The sequence below is a fragment of the Cribrihabitans marinus genome (assembly GCF_900109035.1).
In the GTDB taxonomy this organism is placed as follows: domain Bacteria; phylum Pseudomonadota; class Alphaproteobacteria; order Rhodobacterales; family Rhodobacteraceae; genus Cribrihabitans; species Cribrihabitans marinus.
Map to the genome: position 1 here is coordinate 196,132 of NZ_FNYD01000003.1, position 19,874 is coordinate 216,005.

Sequence of the window (19,874 nt, forward strand, 5' to 3'; positions counted from 1 at the left end):
CTATTCAGGTACCGTCCGGGGCGGTTCCACCCGATGACATGAGATGAAAGAGGTCCGAGATGACCCACAGAATCGCAATTCTGGGCGCCAGCGGCTATACCGGCGCGGAACTGGTGCGGCTGATTGCCGGGCACCCCAACATGAAGATCACGGCGCTGGCCGCCGAGCGCAAGGCGGGCCAGACCATGGCCCAGGTGTTTCCGCATCTGCGTCACCTCGATCTGCCAACCCTGTGCAAGATCGGCGAAATCGACTTCGGGCAGATCGATCTGTGTTTCTGCGCCCTGCCGCACAAGACCAGCCAGGAGATCATCCGCGAGCTGCCGAAGACGCTGAAGATCGTGGATCTGAGCGCCGATTTCCGGCTGCGCGATCCCGAGGCCTATCAGGAATGGTATGGCAACCCCCATGCCGCCGTCGCGATGCAGGAAGAGGCGGTCTATGGCCTGACCGAGTTCTACCGCAACGAGATCGCCGCCGCGCGGCTGGTGGCCGGCACGGGCTGCAACGCGGCCACCGGGCAATACGTGCTGCGCCCGCTGATCGCGGCCGGGGTGATCGACCTGGACGAGATCATCCTGGATCTGAAATGCGCGGTCTCGGGCGCCGGGCGGGCGCTCAAGGAGAACCTGCTGCATGCCGAGTTGAGCGAGGGCTATCACGCCTATGCCGTCGGCGGCACGCACCGGCATCTGGGCGAGTTCGACCAGGAATTCTCGAAGCTGGCCGGCCGGCCGGTGCGGATCCAGTTCACGCCGCACCTGATCCCGGTCAATCGCGGCATCCTGGCAACCGCCTATGTCCGGGGCGCGGCCGACGAGATACACGGCGCCCTGTCGCGGGCCTATGCGGACGAGCCGTTCCTGCAGGTGCTGCCGCTGGGCGAGACACCGTCCACCCACCATGTGCGCGGGTCCAATTTCTGCCATCTGGGCGTGGTCGCCGACCGGATCGCAGGGCGCTCGATCATTGTCGGCGCACTTGATAACCTGACAAAAGGTAGCAGCGGGCAGGCCTTGCAGAACGCCAACCTGATGTTACGTGAACCCGAGACCGAGGGCTTGTTGATGGCCCCGCTTTTCCCGTGAGGATGCCATGAAATCGCTCAAGAAACGCCGCAGGGTCCAGATCATCGTGCTGGCCGCCGTCGCGCTGGCGCTGTCCACCGCGCTGATCGGCTATGCCATGCGCGACGGTATCAACTTCTTCCGGTCGCCCAGCCAGGTGGTCGAGGAACCGCCGCAATCCTCGGAAGTGTTCCGCATCGGCGGGCTGGTCGAGGAGGGCTCGATCGAACGGGGACAGGGCAAGGCAGTGCGCTTCACCGTGACGGATGGCGGGGCCAGCGTGCCGGTGGTCTTTTCCGGCGTGCTGCCGGATCTGTTTGCCGAGAACCAGGGCATGGTGGGCACGGGATCCTACGTCGATGGTGTCTTCCAAGCCACGGAAATCCTTGCCAAACACGACGAAACCTACATGCCCAAGGAAGTCGTGGACGCGCTCAAGGAACAGGGCGTCTACCAGGAGGCGGAAGGCAGCTGAGCCCCGGCTCGGCAGAACCGCTCAGCGCAGGCCGACCAGGCGCCTGATCTCGCCCGGCGAGACACCCTCGCGGCGATACTTGGCGATGGCGCGCGCGTCGTCACGCTTGGCCAGGCGTTTTCCCTGTTCGTCCCGGATCAGCCGGTGATGGTGATAGACCGGCACCGGCAGGTTCAACAGCGTGAGCAGGATGACCTGGATCGCGGTGAAGTCGAACAGGTCCTCGCCACGGATGACATGGCTGATCCGCTGCTCGGCATCGTCCAACGCCGAGGCCAGGAAATAGGCGACGATGTTCTCGCCCTTGCGCGACAGGACCACGTCGCCGATGGTCTCCAGCGCCGTTGTGCGGTCGATCCGGTGCCGCCCCTCATGCGCGGGACCGGTTTCGGAGAACACGGGCAGGTCGGCGCCCAGCTGGTCGAGGGCACGCGCCAGGTCCAGCCGCAGGGCATCGCCCGGGCCACGATTCGACAGCGGGCGATGGCGGCAGGTGCCGGGATAGACCTCGTGCGGGCTGCCTTCCTGCGGGGCGGCGAGAGCCGCGCGGATATCCGCGCGGCTGCACCGGCACGGGTAGAGCAGGCCCATATCCGCAAGTGCATCAAGACGGGCGTTGTAGCCGTCCAGATGCTCTGACTGGCGCAGGACCGGCCCGTCCCAGGTCAGACCCAGCCAGGCCATGTCCTCGAGGATCAGCGCCTCCCATTCCGGCTTGCTGCGCTGCAGGTCCGTATCCTCCATCCGCAGCAGGAAACGCCCGCCAGCCGCACGCGCCATGTCATGTGCCAGGATCGCGGAATAGGCGTGCCCAAGATGCAGCGGACCCGTGGGCGACGGTGCGAAACGAGCGGTAAAAATCACGCCTTCTGAACAACATATACGTTGGAGTTCATGTCCTTCCCGGTCAGGTGCGGGCCGTAGTCCTTGCTGAGCAGATGCGCAGAACCGCAGTCCAGCCAGTCGTTCAGCCGCATCTCATAGCCGCGGTCGGCCAGCGTGTGATCGTTGAACGAGAACGCCAGGTAGCCCTGCGACGGCAGCGCCCGCATCAGCAGATCGAGGGTTTCCGGCGGCGCCGCGCCTGCACCGATCACGCCAATGGCGGTGATGATCCGATAGGCGTCCTGCGGCACCGGGTGGCTGTCATGGATGTCGATTTCGATCAGGTCGCGATAGACATCCTTGGCCCGCGCGCCCTCCAGCATCTCGGGCGAAGGGTCCATGCCGTCGATCACCTTGAACCCCGCCAACCGCAGAGCCAATCCCGAGAGGCCGGTGCCGCAGCCATAGTCCAACACCGGCGCGTCAGACGTGGGCGTCCGTGCCCAGAGCGCCTGCGCCACCCGTCCCGGCGTGACATAGCCGTTGTCGCCGACCTCGCTGTCATAGGACGTGGCCCAGCGGTCATAGAGGGCGCGGGTCTCGTCGGCGGATTTCAGGTTGTACACGTCATCCAGGAACTTTTCGGTCATACCCGCAGGATACCCGGCGGGATCAGGCCGCGTCCAGTGCCGACTGGTTCAGCCACGCGGTCCAGGCCGCCTTGGCGCGGTCGGTATAGGCCTTGTAGCGGTCCTTGCGGCCCCGGCGCCCGCCCTTGAGTCCGTCGACGGGGCGGAACAGGCCGAAATTGACGTTCATGGGCTGAAACGTCTTGGCCTCGGCCCCGCCGGTGATGTGGTGGATCAGGGCGCCCATGGCACTGTCCTGCGGCGCCGGCCGCAGCGTCCGGCCCAGGATCTCGGCGGCGGCCATGCGCCCCGCCAGAAGGCCCATCGCGGCGCTTTCGACATAGCCCTCGACCCCGGTGATCTGGCCCGCGAAGCGGATGTTCGGACGGCTGCGCAGGCGCATCTGTTCGTCCAGCAGCGTGGGCGAGTTGAGGAAGGTGTTGCGATGGATGCCGCCCAGCCGCGCGAAGCGGGCGTTTTCAAGCCCCGGGATCATGCGCAGGACCTCGGCCTGGGCGCCGTATTTCATCTTGGTCTGGAACCCCACGATGTTGAAGAGCGTGCCCAGCTTGTTGTCGCGGCGCAGCTGCACGATGGCATGCGGCTTGACCTGCGGCGCGTACGGATTGGTCAGGCCCACCGGCTTCATCGGGCCGTGGCGCAGGGTTTCGCGGCCGCGCTCGGCCATCACCTCGATCGGCAGGCAGCCGTCGAAATAGGGCGTGGCGTCGGGGGCCGAGCTGGCCTCGCCGTCGTGGAACTCGGTCTTGTCGGCGGCCAGCAGCGCGTCGATGAACGCCTCATAGGTGTCGCGGTCCATCGGACAGTTCAGATAGGCGGTGCGCTCCTCCTCGGTCTCGCCCTTGTCGTAACGCGACTGCATCCAGGCCTTGCTCATGTCGATGCTGTCGGCATGCACGATCGGGGCGATGGCGTCGAAGAAGGCCAGCGCCTCGGTGCCGGTCTCGGCCCGGATCGCGCGGCCCAGCGCGGGCGAGGTCAGCGGGCCGGTGGCAAAGATCCACTGGCCCTCGGGCGGCAGGTCGTCGATCTCGCCGGTCTCGACGGTGACGCGCGGATGGGCGCGCAGCGTGGCGGTGACCGATTCGGCAAACGGGTCGCGGTCCACCGCCAGGGCACCGCCTGCCGGCAGGCGGTGGCTGTCTGCGGCGGACATGATCAGCCCGTTTGCGGCGCGCATCTCCCAGTGCAGCAGGCCGACGGCGTTTTGCTCGTCATCGTCCGACCGGAAGGAATTGGAACAGACCATCTCGGCCAGGTGGCCGGTCTTGTGGGCAAAGGTGGCGACCTGGGGGCGCATCTCGTGGATGACCACGTCGACGCCCATCTGCGCGGCCTGCCACGCGGCCTCGGACCCGGCCATGCCGCCGCCCACGATATGCAATCTCTCGCTCATGCCGTGCGACATAGGGCAGGGGGCGACCGCTTGCAACGGCCCAGTCGCGCGCCGCGCACGTGCCGGGTTCCAGAACTGTCAGGGAGGTCTTGGGGTCGCCGCTGCGGGAATGTCGCGCCAGTGAGAGAAACTGGCCAGGAGGGACCTTCCGCCCACGGCGACCCAAAAGTCACGGGGCTTTCGCCCTGACAAATCATTGCCACACTCTTGCCCAGATTGAAACCCTGAAAATGGAAACAATTCAAATGATCGCCAGAAACGATACAGGGAGGGTGGTCAATGGGCCGGAAACCGACCCGAAACCGGCCCGGAGCTGCCTTGGGTCAGCGTTGCCACTCGGGCGCGCGTTTCTCAATAAAGGCAGCGATTCCCTCTTCGGTGTCGCGGTCCAGCATGTTCTCGACCATCACTTCGCCGGCATAGGCATAGGCCTGATCCATGGTCATTTCGGCCTGCGCATAGAACGCGGCCTTGCCGATGCGCACCGCGCTGTCCAGCTTGCCGGCCAGCGTGTCGGCCAATGCCTGCGTCTCGCCCGCCAGGGCGTCGGCGGGCACGACGCGGTTCACCAGCCCCAGTGCCTCGGCGCGGGTGGCGTCGATGAACTGGCCGGTGGTCAGCATCTCGAAGGCGTGCTTGCGCGGGATGTTCCGGCTGAGCGCAACCATGGGCGTCGAGCAGAACAGCCCGATATTCACGCCGTTGACCCCGAACCGCGTGCCCTCGGCGGCCACGGCTAGGTCGCAGGACGCGACCAGCTGGCAGCCGGCGGCGGTGGCGATGCCATGGACCTGCGCGATCACGGGCTGCGGCAGGTCGCGGATCGTGGTCATCATCCGTGCGCAGCGGGCGAAGAGGTCGGCGAAATAGGCCCGTCCGCCATCCTCGGCCTGCCGGCCCGCGGTCATCTGCTTGAGGTCATGGCCGGCGCAGAACGCCTTGCCCGCGCCGGAGAGGACTACGACGCGGATGTCCCGATCCTCGCGCAGTGTGTCCAGCTCGGACTGCAACGCCGCCAGCATTTCGTCGCTCAGCGCATTCAGCCGCTCGGGCGCGGTCATGGTCAGATGCGCGATTGCGCCGGTGTCGTGACGTTCCAGAATTGCCATCTTGCCCTCCGCCTTATTCCGGGGGCAACTCTAGGGCCAAAGCGAGGGGAGGAAAAGCATGGCGCTTGCATTCGACCGGGACGAATTGACCGCCTATCTGGCCGAGGTGTTTCCGCAGGTGCGCGACGATTTCGTCATCGATGCCCTGGCCGAGGATCACCTGACCCTGCGCCTGCGCACATCCGAGCGGCACCTGCGCCCGGGCGGCACCGTCTCGGGCCCGTCGATGTTCGCGCTGGCCGATTGCGCGGTCTATGCCATGGTCCTGGCGCGGGTCGGACGCCAGGCGCTGGCGGTGACGACCGGATGCTCGATGGATTTCATGCGCAAGCCCGAGGGTGGCGCGGACATGCTGGGCCGGTGCCGGCTGCTCAAGCTGGGGCGGACCCTGGCGGTGGGCGACGTGCTGCTCTACTCAGAGGGCGCGGAAAAGCCGGTGGCGCGCGCGACCATGACCTATTCGATCCCGCCGGCCGGCTCGGCGGCGGCGCGGGCGGGATGAAAAGGGCCGGGACGCGCGAGCGCCCCGGCCAGGTCAAGAATCCGGTGCGGATCCCGGGGAAGAGGTCAGGGTTGCCAGAACAGGCGCGCGGATTCCGTGCGCGCCTGATGACGGGTGAGGCCGACATCCGCCAGAATCCGGTCATCGAGCCGGCCCAGGTTCAGCCGCGTGCGGCGGCGTTTCTCCCAGGTCGTGACCATCACCGCAAAGCGCACGGCCAGCGACGCGATCAGCGGCAGCCGGGGGCTGGCGGTCAGCATCTGCAGGTGGCGGGTGTGTGCGGCGGGTGTCATGACGTGTTCCTTTAAATTGTATTGACACAAAGCGGAGTCGATTAGTACAAATAATTGGTACGCTCGAAATTGTGCGGCGGCAAAGGAAAGATTGTCATGAATACAATTTGGCCGCAGGCGCTGCCGGCCAGCCGCGGACCGAAATACGCCCTGGTTGCCGACATCATCCGGAAATCCATCGAAAACAAGTCGCTGGAGGTCGGGGCCAAGCTGCCTCCGGTGCGTGACCTGGCCTATCGGCTGGGCATCACGCCAGGCACGGTGGCGCGGGCCTATTCCATCCTGACCGACGAGGGGCTGGTCCAGGCCGAGGTCGGACGCGGCACATTCGTCGCGCCGCCGATGACGCCGATTGTGGATGACGTGTGGTCGCGTATGTCGGCCAGTGCCGAAGGCGAGGGTGGCGATGTCAGTCTGTTCAGCCCGCGCCTGGTTGACCGCGGGCAGGTCGCGCTGCTGAGCGAAGGGCTGACACGGCTGGCCCAGAGCGATCCATCGACCTTGCTGAACTACCCGACCCGCGACGGCGCGCGCCCGCTCCGCGAGGCGGTGGCGCGCTGGCTCGCCGACCTGCCGCTGGGGCCGTTCGACGCCGAGGACGTGGTAATCACCCACGGTGGCCAGAACGGAATCGGGGTGATCTTTCAGACGGTGCTGACCGGCCCGCGCCCGCGGATCCTGATCGAGGAGCTGACCTATGCCGGGTTCCGCCGCGCCGGCGAGTTGATGCGGGCGGATGTGCAGAGCGTCGAGATGGACGAATGGGGCATGGTGCCCGAGGCGCTGGATCACGCCGTGCGGAACGGCGGCGCGCAAATCGTGTGCCTGACGCCCGAGGTTCACAATCCCACCGGCGGGCATATGCCGCTGGAGCGTCGCAAGGCACTGGTCGCGGTGGCGCGGCGCCACGACCTGCAGATCCTCGAGGATGATTGTTACCGCGTGGGCGAGGCGCGGGTGAGTTGCTTCCGGGCGCTGGCCCCGGAACGCGCCTGGTATGTCACCTCGATCTCGAAGACCCTGACGCCGGCGCTGCGGGTGGGATTCGCCATCGCGCCGCAGGACCGGGCGGCCGAGCTGCGGCGTGCGGCTGAATACGGCTTTTTCGGTGTGGCCCAGCCTGTCGCCGAACTGACCCGGCTGCTGCTGAGCGATGCGCGCACGCCGGGCGTGGCGGCGCGGGTGCGGCAGGGCATGGCCGAATATGTGCGGGTGGCGGTGAACGTGCTGGGCCGATTCGACCTGGTCTGGGACCGCGAGGTGCCATTTGTCTGGCTGCGCCTGCCGTCGGGCTGGCGGTCGGCCGCGTTCTGCCGGGCGGCGGAACGGGCGGGGGTGCAGATCCGCTCGGCCGACGAGTTTGCCCTGCGCGACGGGCTGGCACCCAATGCGGTGCGGATCGCGGTGAACGGGCAGGTGTCGCTGGACCGGTTTCAGGACGCGATGGAGCGGCTGCGCGGGTTGCTGGACAACCCGCCGGAACAGATCAGCGTCTGAGGTTCGGTGTCACGCCAGCGGATCGGGGTCGCCGAAGAACCCGGCCAGCCGTGCGATCCGCCCGTCCGTGTCCAGCGTGGCCATGTCGTGGCCGCGGACCAGGATGGCGCCGTCCGGGCCGACCATGTGCCAGGTGAAATGCGCGACGTCGTGATGGGCGTTCGGGCGGCTGGTGATCTCGACCCTGCCGCCGGTGCTGGCGAGAACCTCGCCGATATGCGCGACGAGCGCCGCGCGACCCTCGACCCGCGCCATCGGATCGACATAGACCGCGTCATCCGCCCAGACGGTTTCCAACAATTCCAGACGCTTGGCGGGATCGGTTTCCCGCCAGGCGGCGCCATATGTGTCGACCGTCTCCTGCAATGTCGCCATGGTGCCCTCCGGCCGGTGTCGCCCAAGCCGAGCATGACAGGGACCGCGCTGCCGTGGCAAGCACTCGGATTTCTTGGGGTATATTGATACCCAATTTTCAAGCTATTGAAAATGAACAGTAAAACGCTTGCTTCGGCGCTTGACGCCACCGCGCTGCCCCCTTAGAACGCGTCCATCGAATTCGGGCCGGCCGTCTCTGGGCCGGTCTTTCACATCAAACAGGACCATCCTGCCATGAAAACCTTCTCTGCGACCCCTGCAGATATCGAGAAGAAGTGGATCCTGATCGACGCCGAGGGCGTCGTTCTGGGCCGTCTGGCCTCGATCGTCGCCATGCGCCTGCGTGGCAAGCACAAGCCGTCCTTCACGCCGAACATGGACATGGGCGACAACGTGATCGTCATCAATGCCGACAAGATCCAGATGACCGGCAAGAAGCGCGACGAGCACTTCTACTGGCATACCGGCCATCCGGGCGGCATCAAGTCGCGCACCAAGCAGCAGATCCTGGAAGGCGCGCATCCCGAGCGTGTCGTGTTCCAGGCCGTCAAGCGGATGCTGCCGGGCAACCGCCTGTCGCGCCAGCAGATGACCAACCTGCGCATCTATGCCGGGACCGAGCACCCGCATGATGCCCAGGCCCCCGAAGTTCTGGACGTGAAGTCCATGAACAAGAAAAACACCCGGAGCGCATGACGATGGCTGAACAGATCAACACACTCGAAGAGCTGGGCGCCGTCGCCGGCGTGGACCCCGTTGCCGAAGAGACCGTCTCGCGCGAGCCCGTGCGCGACGAGCTGGGCCGCTCCTATGCCACCGGCAAGCGCAAGGACGCGGTGGCCCGCGTCTGGATCAAGCCCGGATCGGGCAAGGTCACCGTGAACGGCAAGGAGCTGAACAAGTACTTCGCCCGCCCGGTGCTGCAGATGATCCTGCGCCAGCCGTTCACCGTGGCCGGTGTCGAAGGCGAGTTCGACGTTCTGGCGACCGTCAAGGGCGGTGGCCTGTCGGGTCAGGCCGGTGCGGTCAAGCACGGCATCTCGAAGGCGCTGCAGCTCTATGACCCCAGCCTGCGCGGCGCGCTCAAGGCCGCCGGCTTCCTGACCCGCGACAGCCGCGTGGTCGAACGGAAGAAATACGGCCGCCGCAAGGCCCGCCGCAGCTTCCAGTTCTCGAAGCGCTGATCGGCGTCAGCGACCACTTGCAGGAGGGCCGCCCCGAAAGGGAGCGGCCCTTTTCCTTGGGCAGATGTGATCCAATTGAGCGCCTTCGGCGCGCATTTCGGGCGCTGACGCGCGGTGCGAGGCTCTGCCTCGCGCTCCGAGGTATTTGCGGCGAGAGGAAGGGTGGGGGTCAGTCGTCGGGCGGAATCAGGCCGAGGCCGCGCAGGTAGATGCCGATGCCCGATTCCAGCAGGTCCTCGGGCGGGAAGGCCGAGGCGGTGCCGGTGTTGCGGGCGTAGAGCTCGACCACGCCGTGGCTCATCGCCCAGATATGGGCGCTGAACATCGAGGCCGGCGGGCGGCGGTCGGGCGGGATGTGCTGGCTGAGATCGGCGGCGGCCTGTTCCAGCACGCCGCGGGCACGGGCGGCGGCGGCGGCCAGTTCCGGCGTGCGGTTGACCGAGATGCCGCTTTCGAACATGGCGATATAGTGGCCGGGATGCTTGCGCGCGAAGGCCAGGTAGGCGCGCCCGGTCGCCTCGAACGCGGCCAGCGCCGAGGGCTGGCCCTTGTCATAGGCGTACTGGATCAGGTCGGCGAACATCTCGAAGCCCTGCCGCGCGCCTTCGGCGATCAGGTCGTCGCGCCCCTCGAAATGGCGGTAGACCGCCGCCGGGGTGACGCCGGCCTGCTTGGCGGCCTCGGACAGGGTGAAGCCGGTCGGGCCCTTGGCCTCGATCAGTTCCAGCGCCGCGTCGATCAGCGCCTGCCGCAGATTGCCGTGGTGGTAGCCGCGTTTAGCCATCCCAGATGTCGGGCCCCCCGCAGACCTTGCCGTCGACGGCGCCGATCGCCGAGGCATCCTTGTCGGCATAGTCCAGGCGGCTCAGCACATGGCGGATCGCCGCCAGGCGGGCGCGTTTCTTGTCGTCGGACCGGATCACCGTCCAGGGGCAGCGTTCGGAGTGGCTGCGTGTCAGGGTTTCGCGGATCGCCTCGGTGTAGGCGTCCCACCGGGCCAGCCCGGCGATGTCGATCGGGCTCAGCTTCCATTGCTTGAGCGGCGAGGTCTCGCGCTTGCGGAAACGGCGCAGCTGTTCGGCGCGGCCGACATTCAGCCAGAACTTGAAGAAGTGGATGCCGTCATCGACCAGCCCCTCTTCCAACGGCAGCACCTGGTTGAAGAAGCGTTCACGCTGGGCCGGGGTGCAGAAGCCGAACACGCGTTCGACGACGCCGCGGTTGTACCAGCTGCGGTCGAAGAAGGCGATCTCGCCGCCCGAAGGCAGGTGATCGACATAGCGTTGGAAATACCATTGGCTCTGTTCGGCCTCGGTGGGCTTGGGCAGGGCCACCACACGCGCGCCGCGCGGATTGAGGTTTTCGCGGAAGCGCTTGATCGTGCCGCCCTTGCCGGCGGCGTCGCGTCCCTCGAAGATGATCAGGACCCTCTGGCCGGTGCCCTTGACCCAGGCCTGCAGCTTGACCAGCTCGATCTGCAGGTCGTCCATCGCCTTGTCGTAATCCTTGCGCGACATGCGGTCGTCATAGGGGTAGTCGGGGTTGAGGATCTCGTCCTTGTCCGCCGAGGCGATGAGGTCGCGCAGCTCGGCCGGTGCGCCGGTCTCGATGAAGGCCGCGATCTCGCCCTGTTGCGCCCGTGCCATCCTGTGCCTCCCGTCGGTCATCTTGTTGCGGTCACTATGGAATGTGAATCGGGTTAACGCAAACCGGCGCGTGCGGCCGCGCGGTCGACCGCGGCGGCCACCGCGTCGGGTTCGACCTGGTGCGCCATGTGGCCGATCCCCTCCAGGCGGGTCAGCACGGCGCCGGGAACCGCCGCGAGCAGCGGCTGGGAATGGATCGACAGGCCGACCGTGGTGTCGGCGGTGCCGTGCACGATCTCGGTGGGCACGGCGATGTCGCCATATCGGCCGTGCAGGGCCTCGATCTCGGCCAGCAGGTTCGCGCGCTGGCGGGCGTTGGCGCGCATGGCGGTGCGGCGCAGCGACAGGCCGGGTCCGAAATGCGCGGCATAGCCCTCGGGCACGTCCTGCGGGTCGAAGACCGAGGCCAGCGTGGATTCGACGTAGGAATCCGGCACATAGGCGGTGAGCATCGGGATAACGACCGCCGAGCCCGGCGCCGAGGAGGTGACGCGATAGAGCGGATCGAGCGGCGTGTCCCAGGGGTGGGAGGGCGACGCGACCGGCACCAGCGCCGACAGCGCGTCGGGGTGGTTCACCGCCCAGGCCAGCGCCACGGCACCACCATAGCTGTGGCCCAGTACGATCGGGCGCTCCGCCCCCAGTTCCTGCGCGGCGCGCCGCAGCAGGTCGGCCTGCTGGGCGATGCTGGCGCCGCCCTGGCCGATCCGGTCGGTATAGCCCAGGCCGGGCCGGTCCAGGGCGATCACCCTGAACCGATCGGCCAGCGCCGGGGCGAGGCGGAAGGTCATGTCGCGCGTGCTGCCGCTGGAGCCGTGGATCAGCACCACGTCCGGCCCGCTGCCCGACACCACCGCATGCACCCGGGTGCCGTCGATCTCAAGGAACTGGCCGGTGGGCGGGAAGGCCGCCTCGGCGCGCGCCTCGTGGCGGGCGGCCCGCCAGAGGGTCACTGCCCAGAACAGGGCGGCGAGGACAAGCAGGATAACCAGCACGCGCATTCCCGGTCAGGCCCGCAGGTCGCTGGATTCAAGCCCGATCCGTTCGAGGTCGAAGGGCGTGGTCTCGTAGATCTCGCTGATCCAGTTGCCGTAGAGCAGGTGCGCGTGGCTGCGCCAGCGGTTCTGCGGCGTCTGGGCCGGATCGTCGTCGGGGTAGTAGTTCACCGGCACGTTGATGGGCGTGCCGTTCTCGACGTCGCGGTCATATTCCTGTTTCAGCGTGTCGCTGTCATATTCGAAATGGTTGAAGATAAAGAGCGCGCGATGGCCCGGATCCTCGATCAGGCAGGGGCCGACCTCGTCGCTGGCCAGCAGCGTGCGCAGGCCGGGGGCGGCGTCGATCTCGGCCTGTTTCATCTCGGTCCAGCGGCTGACCGGGATCACGCAATCATCCGAGAAACCGCGCAGGAAGGGCGAGGCGGGAACCATGTTGCGGTGCCGGAAACAGCCGAAGGCCTTGGCGTCCAGCATGTGTTTGCGCACGCCGTGGAAGTGGTTGATCATCGCCATCCCGCCCCAGCAGACGCCGAATGTGGAATGCACGTTGGTCTGGGTCCAGTCGAACACCGCGCGCATCTCGTCCCAATAGGTGACATCGCCGAAATCCAGGTGCTCGATCGGGGCGCCGGTGATGATGAGGCCGTCGAATTTCTCGTCCCGCACGTCCTGGAAGGGCCGGTAGAACTCGGCCATGTGCTCGGCGGCAGTGTTCCTGGTGCGGTGCTCGGACATGCGGATGAGGCTCAGCTCGATCTGCAGCGGGGTGGCGCCGATTAGGCGGGCGAACTGGTTCTCGGTCTGGATCTTCTTGGGCATCAGGTTGAGCAGCGCGATCCTGAGCGGCCGAATGTCCTGCCGGGCGGCCTGGTCCTCGGACATGACCATGACGCCCTCGCGGCTGAGCACGTCATAGGCGGGCAGGTCGGAGGGTATCTTGATCGGCATGATGCGCGGCTTTCGTTGTCGGACGTCAGGCCTAGATAGAGCGAGTGTGTCCCGGTGCCAAGGGCAGGACGGCTTGACAAGGCACCGGCCGTCGCAGCTTGATGGTTGCGGGGGCTGCTCGGGGAAGTGATTGATGCGACGTCTGTTTCCGCTTGTGCTGTTGTGGCTGGCCGGGCCGGCGTTGGCGCAGTCGGCCGACCCGATGGAGTTGCAGCGTTGCATCTGGCGCTGCCTGGCCGACAGCCCGGGTGCGCAAAGTCCGCAATACCACGCCTGCGTGAGCCGGATGTGCACCGCGCCGCCGCAACAACAGAGCCCGGCGCCGGCACCGGGCGGTGCCTGGACCGGCGGCGTGGCTTCGGACGGAGTGACACGCTTTGCCGGAATCGCCGAGCCCGCAGGGTCGGGGCGGGGGTTCTATTTCATGTGCGACGGGCGGGGCGACGGTTACCTGATGCTCTATGCGCTGGACCGCCGCGAGGGCCGGTATCAGCTGCGCATCGACGGGCGCAGCTTTCCGACGGTGTTCCACCGTGCGCGGCAGCAATTGACCGTCGATTTGCGGCCGGGGGCGCCGCTGCTCGACATTCTTGCGGGCGGCACCTGGATCGAGATCGTCGATCCCGACGGGATGCTGGCCCTTTCGCTCAGCCTGGCCGAGGCCGGCCCGGCGCTGGCCAATGTGCGGCAGGGTTGCAGGTTCTGAAGGCAACGCGGCCTCACGCCGCTTTCCGCTCCAGCGCCAGGGCGACCAGATCGACGAAATCATCCTTGTCGCGCAGCGCGCCGATCTCGTCTGCGGTCACGGTGACGCCCCAGTTCCGCGCCATCGCCTCGTAGAGCGGCTGCCGATGTGCCAGGGCGCGGGCATAGGTCCAGCGGATGAAGGCGTCGGGATCGACCTGCTCGGGTGCGATTCCGGTCTCGTCCAGATACTCCTGCCACATCCGGGCCAGGAAATCGGGGCGATAGGACATCGGCTTGGGCGCCTTGTCGAACCGGCGGATCAGCGCCTCGGTATGCGCCGCGTCGCCGCGGATCCAGATCATCAGCGTGTTGCGCGAAAGCTCGGTCAGGACCGGGTCCTTGGCGTCCTCGGGATCGACCCATTCGCAGATCGACCCGCCGGTGTCGCAGATGAAATGCGGATAGCCATAGAGCCGGCGGGCGCGGTCGATGAAGTATTCGGTGTCCAGAAGCGCGTGGATCTCGGCCAGGCGGAACTGTTCCTGCCGGCGGCGGTATTCCTCGATCGGCAGGCCGCCGCGGTCGGGATCGCCGGGCTTGCCCAGGTAGGTCGAGACCGGCTTTAGGTTCGAGAACGAGATGTTCGAGCCGATATAGATCGAGTCGGTCAGCAGCAGGTCGCGCAGGAAGGGCACCTTCATCGCCTGCGCCTTGGCGTTGTCGGTGATGTATTCGCCCATGTAGCGGGTGCCGATGCGGTAGTCGATCGAGTAGTGGAACCAGCCGCCGTGGTCGCGCAGGAGGGTGCTGGCATGGGTCTTGCCCAGCCCCGACATGCCGAAGAACAGCACCTTCTTGCGATCCGCCGCGCGCCATTCGCTGGCCGAGCCGTAGAGCATGATCCGATATCCCCGTTTTGCGACCTTGCTAGAACGGGCGGCCGGTGCGGTCAATCGCGGCGGTGCCGCGAGGCGATGTTCAGGATCAGCAGGCCCAGCGCCAGCAGCGCGAAGCCGGTGAAGGCGCGCGGCGGCAGCGCTTCGGCCCGGACGGCCGCGCCGAGCGCGATGGCGACCGGCGGGATCAGCAGCGTCACCAGCATCAGGTTGCCGCTGCCGGCCATCGCCAGGATCCGGTAGTAGAGCAGGTAGGCCCCGGCGGTGGCCACAAGGCCATAATAGCCGATCGCGGCCCAGGTCGCGGGTGCCAGCGCCAGCGAGGGTACGCCGTCGACCAGCAGCGTGGCCGGAACGATCAGCAGGGTCGATCCGGTCAGCATGCCCGCCGCGGCCACCAGCGGCGGCAGGCCGCCCAGGTTCAGCCGGGCCCAGACGCTGGCGCAGGCATAGGAGAACGCACCGCCCAGCACCGCCAGTTGTGCGCCGCTGCGCAGGTCCAGCTGGGCGAGATTGCCCAGCCCGATCGTCGTGACCACCCCGAAGAAGCCCAGGCCGACGCCGAGCAGGCGCGCGGGCGTCAGGCGCTCGTCGGCGAAGACGATGGCGGCCAGGGTCACGCCGAAGATCGCAGTGGCGGCGTTCAGGATCGCGGCCAGGCCGCTCTCGATATAGAGTTGACCCCAGGCCATCAGTCCGAAGGGGATCGCGTTGTTCAGCAGCCCCATCACCAGGAAGGCGCCCCAGACACGCGGGCTGCGCGGGATCGGCAGGCGGCGGGCGAGAACCACAGCCCAGAGCACCAGCATGGCCCAGAATGTGCGGTGCAGCACGGTCGTCAGGACCGGCAATTCGTCCAGCGCCACCCGGATGGCCAGGAAGGACGCGCCCCAGATCAGGCCGAGAAGCGTCAGTTCGGCCCAGGCGCGCAGCGATATGGATTTCTGATCGATCATGAAACGGGTCTAGCGCGGTAGTGCGGTGCTGTCCGATCCGTTTTCTGCGCAATGCCGCTGGCGGCAAAGAAAAAGGCCCCGCCGTGGGTGGCGGGGCCTTGAGTTCGTCAATGGCGGATCAGAAGTAGAAGCCGACCTTGAGGCCGAAGCTGACCGCGTCGTTGTCCTGGAAATCGGCCCGCGCGACATCCGGCGTTCCGGTTTCGGCGAAGGCATCGCCCAGATCGGTGTAACGGACACCGCCCGAGACCTTCATGTTGCCCTGGGTGTATTGCAGGCCCAGCGAAATGCTCTTGAACCCGTTGGTGGGCGCCAGCGGCGAGACCAGGTTATCGCTGTCGGCGTCCTCGTAGCCCAGCGAGACCGAGCCGGCCCAGTTCTCGGTGAACTGGCGCGCGACGCCGAGGTTGTAGGTGATGGTGTCGTTGAGATCGATGAGGTTCGCGCTCGGCAGGGTGCCAAAGGGCGTCGCAATGGCGGTGGTCAGCAACTGCGTCTCGCTGTGGTCGGCCCAGCGGATCGACCCGAACAGCAGCGTGTCCTCGGCAATGCCCGACTGGAAATCGAGGTTGACCGATTGCGGGGTCTTCACGTCCTTGACGCCCTGGATCGAACCCGGAAGGCCCGCCAGCGTCTCGGTGCTGGCAAAGTCATGCTCGATCTCGGACTGATAGGTCAGCGCGACACGCAGGGCGATGTCGGGGATCTCATAGGCGGCACCGGCAACCCAGCCGACCGCGGCATCCCGGTTCAGTCCGATGTCATACCCGTTGAACGGGCCATAGGCCGCGCCACGCAGACGGATGCGCCCGTCGATGCGCTGGTAGCGCAGACCGCCATGAACGCTCCAGGTGTCGTTGAACTGATACCGCACCAGGCCGGTCAGCGCGTCGGAATCGGCAAAGGCCTGGGTGCCGCCCAGCAGGAGCGAGCCGGGTGTGTTGGGGTTGGCGTCTGCGGTGGGATAGCTGATATCCGATCCCCAGGGCTGGTCGTAGATCAGCGCAAAGGATACCTGGTCGCTGAGCTGGTATTTCAGGCCGGCACCGAACTGGGAGAAATCCTGCGCGACGCCGCCCGACGGCGTGCCAAAGGGGTTCAGCGTGGCAACGTCGTTGCCGGTCACGTCCGGCTGCGCCCGTCCCACCGAGAACTCGGCATAGTTTCCCTTTTCGAACAGCAGGGTAATCGGCTGACCGGTGCGGTCCAGGCCGCCTGCGGCCGCTGCCGTTGCTGTCAAGCTGAAAGCGGCCACGCCGCCCATGATCGAACGCATATTCTGTCTCCTCCCGATGTGCCTTGGGCACTGCCCTGTGTGATCGTTGTTGCTTTCAAGGGGCAGAGTGGTCAATTCCTGACCACACGTAAAGCGGGCGCCGCGACGCAGGGTCACAATTGTCGCCGGGCGTTGCGGGATTCACTCAACACGTTAATGTAATTGCTTGCAAAAATGACGGCCGCGCCGACGAAGACCCAAGGATCCAGCGCCTCGTGGTAAAGCAGCATGCCCAGGATGGCGATGACTGGCAGACGAGCAAAATCGAAGGGAATGACCACCGAGGCCGGGGCGATGGACAGGGCGCTGGCGATGCAGAAATGCGCCATCAACCCGCCCAGGGCGATCAGCACCAGCCAGGGCGCCGTTGTCGCGTCAGGCAGCGCGATGTCGCCGTCGAATCCCGAGGCCGCCAGGCCCAGGAAAAGCTGCATCAGGGTCAGCCAGAACATGATGCAGCCCACGGTCTCGGTGCTGGTCAGCCGCTTGGTCTGGATGGTGGTGAGCGCAAAGAACACCGCCGCGCCGGCGGCGGCCAGGATGCCCGCGCTGATCGGGTCGGCGCCGGGGCGGGCGACGATCAGGATGCCCAGGAAACCCAGCAGCGCCGACAGCACCCGCAGCGGCGTCAACCGCTCGCCCAAAAGGAGCGGCGACAGGATGATGACCCACAGCGGCTGAGTGAATTCCAGCGCAAAGACCTGCGCCAGCGGGATCGACGCGATGGCATAGAACCACAGGTTCTGCCCGGTGAAATGCAGCACGTTGCGGATGCCGTGCTGGCCGATCTTTTGCCGCGAAACCTGGTGCAGCGTGCCGCGCAGCGCCAGGATAGCGACCACGATCACGAAGCCGATGGCGCTGCGATATGTCATGATTTCAAAGGTATCGAGCGCGAAGCTCACCTCGCGACCGGCAATGGCCATCGCCGAGAACGAGGCGATGGCGCCGGTCATCCACAGCGCCGCCCTGAGCGCCGGCGCTGGCTCGGCCGGGGGTGCGCTCACTCCCACTCGATGGTGCCGGGCGGCTTCGAGGTGATGTCATAGGTGCACCGGTTGATGCCCTTGACCTCGTTGATGATGCGGGTCGCGGTCTCGCCCAGGAAGTCGTGCGAGAAGGGGTAGTAGTCGGCCGTCATCCCGTCGACGCTGGTCACCGCGCGCAGCGCGCAGGCGAAGTCATAGGTGCGCCCGTCGCCCATCACGCCCACGGTCCGCACCGGCAGGATGGCGACGAAGGCCTGCCAGATCTCGTCATAGAGGCCGTGCCGGCGGATCTGGTCGATGAAGATCGCGTCCGCCTCGCGCAGGATCGCCAGTTTCTCGCGGGTGATCTCGCCCGGGCAGCGGATCGCCAGGCCGGGGCCGGGAAACGGATGGCGGCCGATGAAGCTGTCGGGCAGGCCCAGCTCGCGGCCCAGCTCGCGCACCTCGTCCTTGAACAGCTCGCGCAGCGGCTCGACCAGTTTCAGACCCATCTTCTCGGGCAGGCCGCCAACGTTGTGGTGCGATTTGATGGTGACCGAAGGCCCGCCCGAGAACGAGACGGATTCGATCACGTCGGGATAGAGCGTGCCCTGAGCCAGGAACTCGGCCCCCTCGATCGAATCCGCGTGTTTCTGGAACACGTCGATGAACAGCCGGCCGATGATCTTGCGCTTCGTCTCGGGATCGGACACGCCGTCCAGCTCGCCCAGGAACAGATCGCTCTCGTCGGCGTGGATCAGCGGAATGTTGTAGTTGTCGCGGAACATCGCGACCACTTCCTCGGCCTCGTTCTTGCGCAGGAGTCCGTGATCGACGAAGACGCAGGTCAGCTGATCGCCGATCGCCTCGTGGATCAGCACGGCGGCCACCGAACTGTCGACACCGCCGGACAGGCCGCAGATCACCTTGCGGTCGCCGACCTGCTCGCGGATCTTGCGGATCGCCTCTTCCTTGTAGGCATCCATCGTCCAGTCGCCGGTGAAACCCGCCAGGCGCACGAAGTTCTCATAGAGCGTCCGGCCGTTCGGCGTGTGGTGCACCTCGGGGTGGAACTGCACGGCGAAAAAGTTGCGCTCCAGGTCCGCGGTGATCGCAAAGGGCGCGTGCGGCGAAGTGCCGTAGACGCGGAAGCCGGAGGCAAGCTCGGACACGTGGTCGCCGTGGCTCATCCAGACCTGCTCGCGCTCTTCCAGGAACCAGCCGTTGAGCAGGGCGATACGTTCCTCGGTCGGGGCGACATAGGCGCGGCCGAACTCGGCGGTGCCGTGACCCGAGACGACCTGGCCGCCCAGCTGTTCCATCATCACCTGCTGGCCATAGCAGATGCCCAGGATCGGCACGCCGTAGTCGAAGATTTCCTGCGGCGCGCGCGGGCTGCCCTCGCGGGTGACGCTGTCGGGGCCGCCCGAGAAGATGATCGCCCTTGGCCCCATCTGACGCACCAGGTCCATGGTCACGTTCTGGTAGGGATGGATCTCGCAATAGACGTTCAGCTCGCGCAGGCGGCGGGCGATCAGCTGCGTTACCTGGCTGCCGAAATCGACGATCAGAAGGCGGTCATGGGATGTCTGGTTCATGGCGAAGCTACTAGGTTGCGTGTTGTGCGAGTGCAAGACTATTCATCGCTCCGAACCATCCCCGGAGGGCCTGAGGAATGACAACACCCATCCTGCGCGCCGCGCGGCCCGGGGAGGTCGCGGCGATCGACCGGGTGATCCGGCGCGCCTATGCGGCCGATCGGGCCCGGCTGGAGGATCTGCCGGATGTGACGGAGGGGCTGGCCGAGGAGGTGGCCCGCCGCACGGTGATAGTGGCCGATGCCGGTGCGGGTATCGCGGGCGTGGCGATCTGCGGGTCCGCGGCCGAGGGGTTCCGGATCTTCAACGTCGCGGTGGATCCCGGCTCTGCCGGGGCGGGACTGGGCCGGTCGCTGATGGCCGAGGCGGAACGGCTTGCCCGCGAAAACGGCCATAGGGTGATGCAGCTGACCACCCATGTCGGCATGGACCGCACGCGCGCCTTCTATGCGCGGATGGGCTGGGAGGAGACCGGGATTACCGGCAACGCCGTGGCGATGCGCAAGCGGCTGTGATCGCGGCGGGCGG

Annotated in this window: 22 protein-coding genes and 1 pseudogene; 8 read left to right on the forward strand and 15 right to left on the reverse strand. The window is 66.7% G+C overall.

The annotated features are described in order from the left end of the window. The first annotated feature begins 59 nt into the window (after positions 1 to 59). Together argC and ccmE are read left to right on the forward strand one after the other, a co-directional pair. On the forward strand, positions 60 to 1,088 hold the full coding sequence (gene argC / locus BMX57_RS05940; protein ID WP_092363593.1) for an N-acetyl-gamma-glutamyl-phosphate reductase: 1,029 nt from the start codon (positions 60 to 62) through the stop codon (positions 1,086 to 1,088). A 7-nt stretch (positions 1,089 to 1,095) separates the two neighbouring features. After that, positions 1,096 to 1,542, forward strand: coding sequence for a cytochrome c maturation protein CcmE (gene ccmE, locus BMX57_RS05945; RefSeq protein ID WP_092363596.1), 447 nt, complete (start codon positions 1,096 to 1,098; stop codon positions 1,540 to 1,542). Between the two features lie 21 nt (positions 1,543 to 1,563). Here the strand turns inward: ccmE and gluQRS are convergent, their stop codons facing one another. The 4 genes and pseudogenes from gluQRS to BMX57_RS05965 all read right to left on the reverse strand — a co-directional run. Further along, positions 1,564 to 2,406 carry a tRNA glutamyl-Q(34) synthetase GluQRS gene (gene gluQRS, locus BMX57_RS05950; protein WP_092363599.1) on the reverse strand — a complete coding sequence of 281 codons (843 nt, stop codon included), beginning with the start codon at positions 2,404 to 2,406 and terminating at the stop codon, positions 1,564 to 1,566. After that, complete coding sequence (locus tag BMX57_RS05955) at positions 2,403 to 3,017, reverse strand: class I SAM-dependent DNA methyltransferase (RefSeq protein ID WP_092363602.1); 615 nt, start codon at positions 3,015 to 3,017, stop codon at positions 2,403 to 2,405. Before BMX57_RS05955 ends, gluQRS begins: the two co-directional genes overlap by 4 nt. Before the next feature lie 22 nt (positions 3,018 to 3,039). After that, positions 3,040 to 4,413, reverse strand: a complete 1,374-nt coding sequence (trmFO, locus tag BMX57_RS05960; RefSeq protein WP_092364337.1) for a methylenetetrahydrofolate--tRNA-(uracil(54)-C(5))-methyltransferase (FADH(2)-oxidizing) TrmFO — start codon at positions 4,411 to 4,413, stop codon at positions 3,040 to 3,042. A 323-nt stretch (positions 4,414 to 4,736) separates the two neighbouring features. Further along, positions 4,737 to 5,525: pseudogene (locus BMX57_RS05965) on the reverse strand (enoyl-CoA hydratase); the annotation flags it as partial. Between the two features lie 55 nt (positions 5,526 to 5,580). Here BMX57_RS05965 and BMX57_RS05970 point away from each other — a divergent pair. After that, positions 5,581 to 6,024 (forward strand): PaaI family thioesterase, encoded by a 444-nt coding sequence (locus BMX57_RS05970; protein ID WP_092363608.1) that lies wholly within the window; start codon positions 5,581 to 5,583, stop codon positions 6,022 to 6,024. Positions 6,025 to 6,089: 65 nt separating this feature from the next. Here BMX57_RS05970 and BMX57_RS05975 read toward each other — a convergent pair whose 3' ends face one another. Then, positions 6,090 to 6,317 (reverse strand): DUF1127 domain-containing protein, encoded by a 228-nt coding sequence (locus tag BMX57_RS05975; protein ID WP_092363611.1) that lies wholly within the window; start codon positions 6,315 to 6,317, stop codon positions 6,090 to 6,092. Positions 6,318 to 6,413: 96 nt separating this feature from the next. Between BMX57_RS05975 and BMX57_RS05980 the strand changes: the two genes are divergently transcribed. Next, a complete protein-coding gene (locus tag BMX57_RS05980; RefSeq protein ID WP_092363613.1) occupies positions 6,414 to 7,814 on the forward strand; it encodes an aminotransferase-like domain-containing protein in 1,401 nt (466 codons plus the stop codon). A 9-nt stretch (positions 7,815 to 7,823) separates the two neighbouring features. Here BMX57_RS05980 and BMX57_RS05985 read toward each other — a convergent pair whose 3' ends face one another. Then, on the reverse strand, positions 7,824 to 8,189 hold the full coding sequence (locus BMX57_RS05985; protein WP_092363616.1) for a nuclear transport factor 2 family protein: 366 nt from the start codon (positions 8,187 to 8,189) through the stop codon (positions 7,824 to 7,826). A gap of 234 nt (positions 8,190 to 8,423) precedes the next feature. Here BMX57_RS05985 and rplM point away from each other — a divergent pair, with 234 nt between their 5' ends. Together rplM and rpsI are read left to right on the forward strand one after the other, a co-directional pair. Beyond that, on the forward strand, positions 8,424 to 8,885 hold the full coding sequence (rplM, locus tag BMX57_RS05990) for a 50S ribosomal protein L13 (RefSeq protein WP_092363619.1): 462 nt from the start codon (positions 8,424 to 8,426) through the stop codon (positions 8,883 to 8,885). Positions 8,886 to 8,887: 2 nt separating this feature from the next. Continuing rightward, entirely contained in the window at positions 8,888 to 9,373 is a 486-nt protein-coding gene (gene rpsI / locus BMX57_RS05995; RefSeq protein ID WP_092363622.1) for a 30S ribosomal protein S9, read from the forward strand. A 169-nt stretch (positions 9,374 to 9,542) separates the two neighbouring features. On the opposite strand, the gene BMX57_RS06000 is transcribed toward rpsI, so the two are convergent. From BMX57_RS06000 to metA, 4 genes are read right to left on the reverse strand one after another with little or no spacing between them, the layout of a single operon-like run. Beyond that, entirely contained in the window at positions 9,543 to 10,157 is a 615-nt protein-coding gene (locus BMX57_RS06000; protein WP_092363625.1) for a TetR/AcrR family transcriptional regulator, read from the reverse strand. Then, positions 10,150 to 11,019, reverse strand: a complete 870-nt coding sequence (gene ppk2, locus BMX57_RS06005; RefSeq protein WP_092363628.1) for a polyphosphate kinase 2 — start codon at positions 11,017 to 11,019, stop codon at positions 10,150 to 10,152. The genes BMX57_RS06000 and ppk2 overlap by 8 nt, the downstream gene beginning before the upstream one ends. A 53-nt stretch (positions 11,020 to 11,072) precedes the next feature. Beyond that, positions 11,073 to 12,020 carry an alpha/beta fold hydrolase gene (locus BMX57_RS06010; protein WP_092363631.1) on the reverse strand — a complete coding sequence of 316 codons (948 nt, stop codon included), beginning with the start codon at positions 12,018 to 12,020 and terminating at the stop codon, positions 11,073 to 11,075. Positions 12,021 to 12,026: 6 nt separating this feature from the next. Further along, positions 12,027 to 12,965, reverse strand: a complete 939-nt coding sequence (metA, locus tag BMX57_RS06015; protein WP_092363634.1) for a homoserine O-acetyltransferase MetA — start codon at positions 12,963 to 12,965, stop codon at positions 12,027 to 12,029. A gap of 133 nt (positions 12,966 to 13,098) precedes the next feature. Here metA and BMX57_RS06020 point away from each other — a divergent pair, with 133 nt between their 5' ends. Then, positions 13,099 to 13,671, forward strand: coding sequence for a hypothetical protein (locus BMX57_RS06020; protein WP_092363637.1), 573 nt, complete (start codon positions 13,099 to 13,101; stop codon positions 13,669 to 13,671). 13 nt (positions 13,672 to 13,684) lie between these two features. Here the strand turns inward: BMX57_RS06020 and BMX57_RS06025 are convergent, their stop codons facing one another. From BMX57_RS06025 to guaA, 5 genes are all read right to left on the reverse strand, one after another. Continuing rightward, on the reverse strand, positions 13,685 to 14,551 hold the full coding sequence (locus BMX57_RS06025; RefSeq protein ID WP_092363640.1) for an ATPase: 867 nt from the start codon (positions 14,549 to 14,551) through the stop codon (positions 13,685 to 13,687). Positions 14,552 to 14,601: 50 nt separating this feature from the next. Next, positions 14,602 to 15,504 carry a DMT family transporter gene (locus tag BMX57_RS06030; protein ID WP_092363643.1) on the reverse strand — a complete coding sequence of 301 codons (903 nt, stop codon included), beginning with the start codon at positions 15,502 to 15,504 and terminating at the stop codon, positions 14,602 to 14,604. 118 nt (positions 15,505 to 15,622) lie between these two features. Beyond that, positions 15,623 to 16,780 carry an OmpP1/FadL family transporter gene (locus tag BMX57_RS06035; protein ID WP_092363646.1) on the reverse strand — a complete coding sequence of 386 codons (1,158 nt, stop codon included), beginning with the start codon at positions 16,778 to 16,780 and terminating at the stop codon, positions 15,623 to 15,625. Between the two features lie 113 nt (positions 16,781 to 16,893). After that, positions 16,894 to 17,787: a DMT family transporter gene (locus BMX57_RS06040; protein WP_373283093.1), complete on the reverse strand. Its 894-nt coding sequence runs from the start codon at positions 17,785 to 17,787 to the stop codon at positions 16,894 to 16,896. After that, on the reverse strand, positions 17,784 to 19,346 hold the full coding sequence (gene guaA, locus BMX57_RS06045; RefSeq protein ID WP_092363652.1) for a glutamine-hydrolyzing GMP synthase: 1,563 nt from the start codon (positions 19,344 to 19,346) through the stop codon (positions 17,784 to 17,786). Before guaA ends, BMX57_RS06040 begins: the two co-directional genes overlap by 4 nt. 77 nt (positions 19,347 to 19,423) lie before the next feature. Between guaA and BMX57_RS06050 the strand changes: the two genes are divergently transcribed. Beyond that, complete coding sequence (locus tag BMX57_RS06050) at positions 19,424 to 19,861, forward strand: GNAT family N-acetyltransferase (protein WP_092363655.1); 438 nt, start codon at positions 19,424 to 19,426, stop codon at positions 19,859 to 19,861. Positions 19,862 to 19,874: the final 13 nt, after the last annotated feature.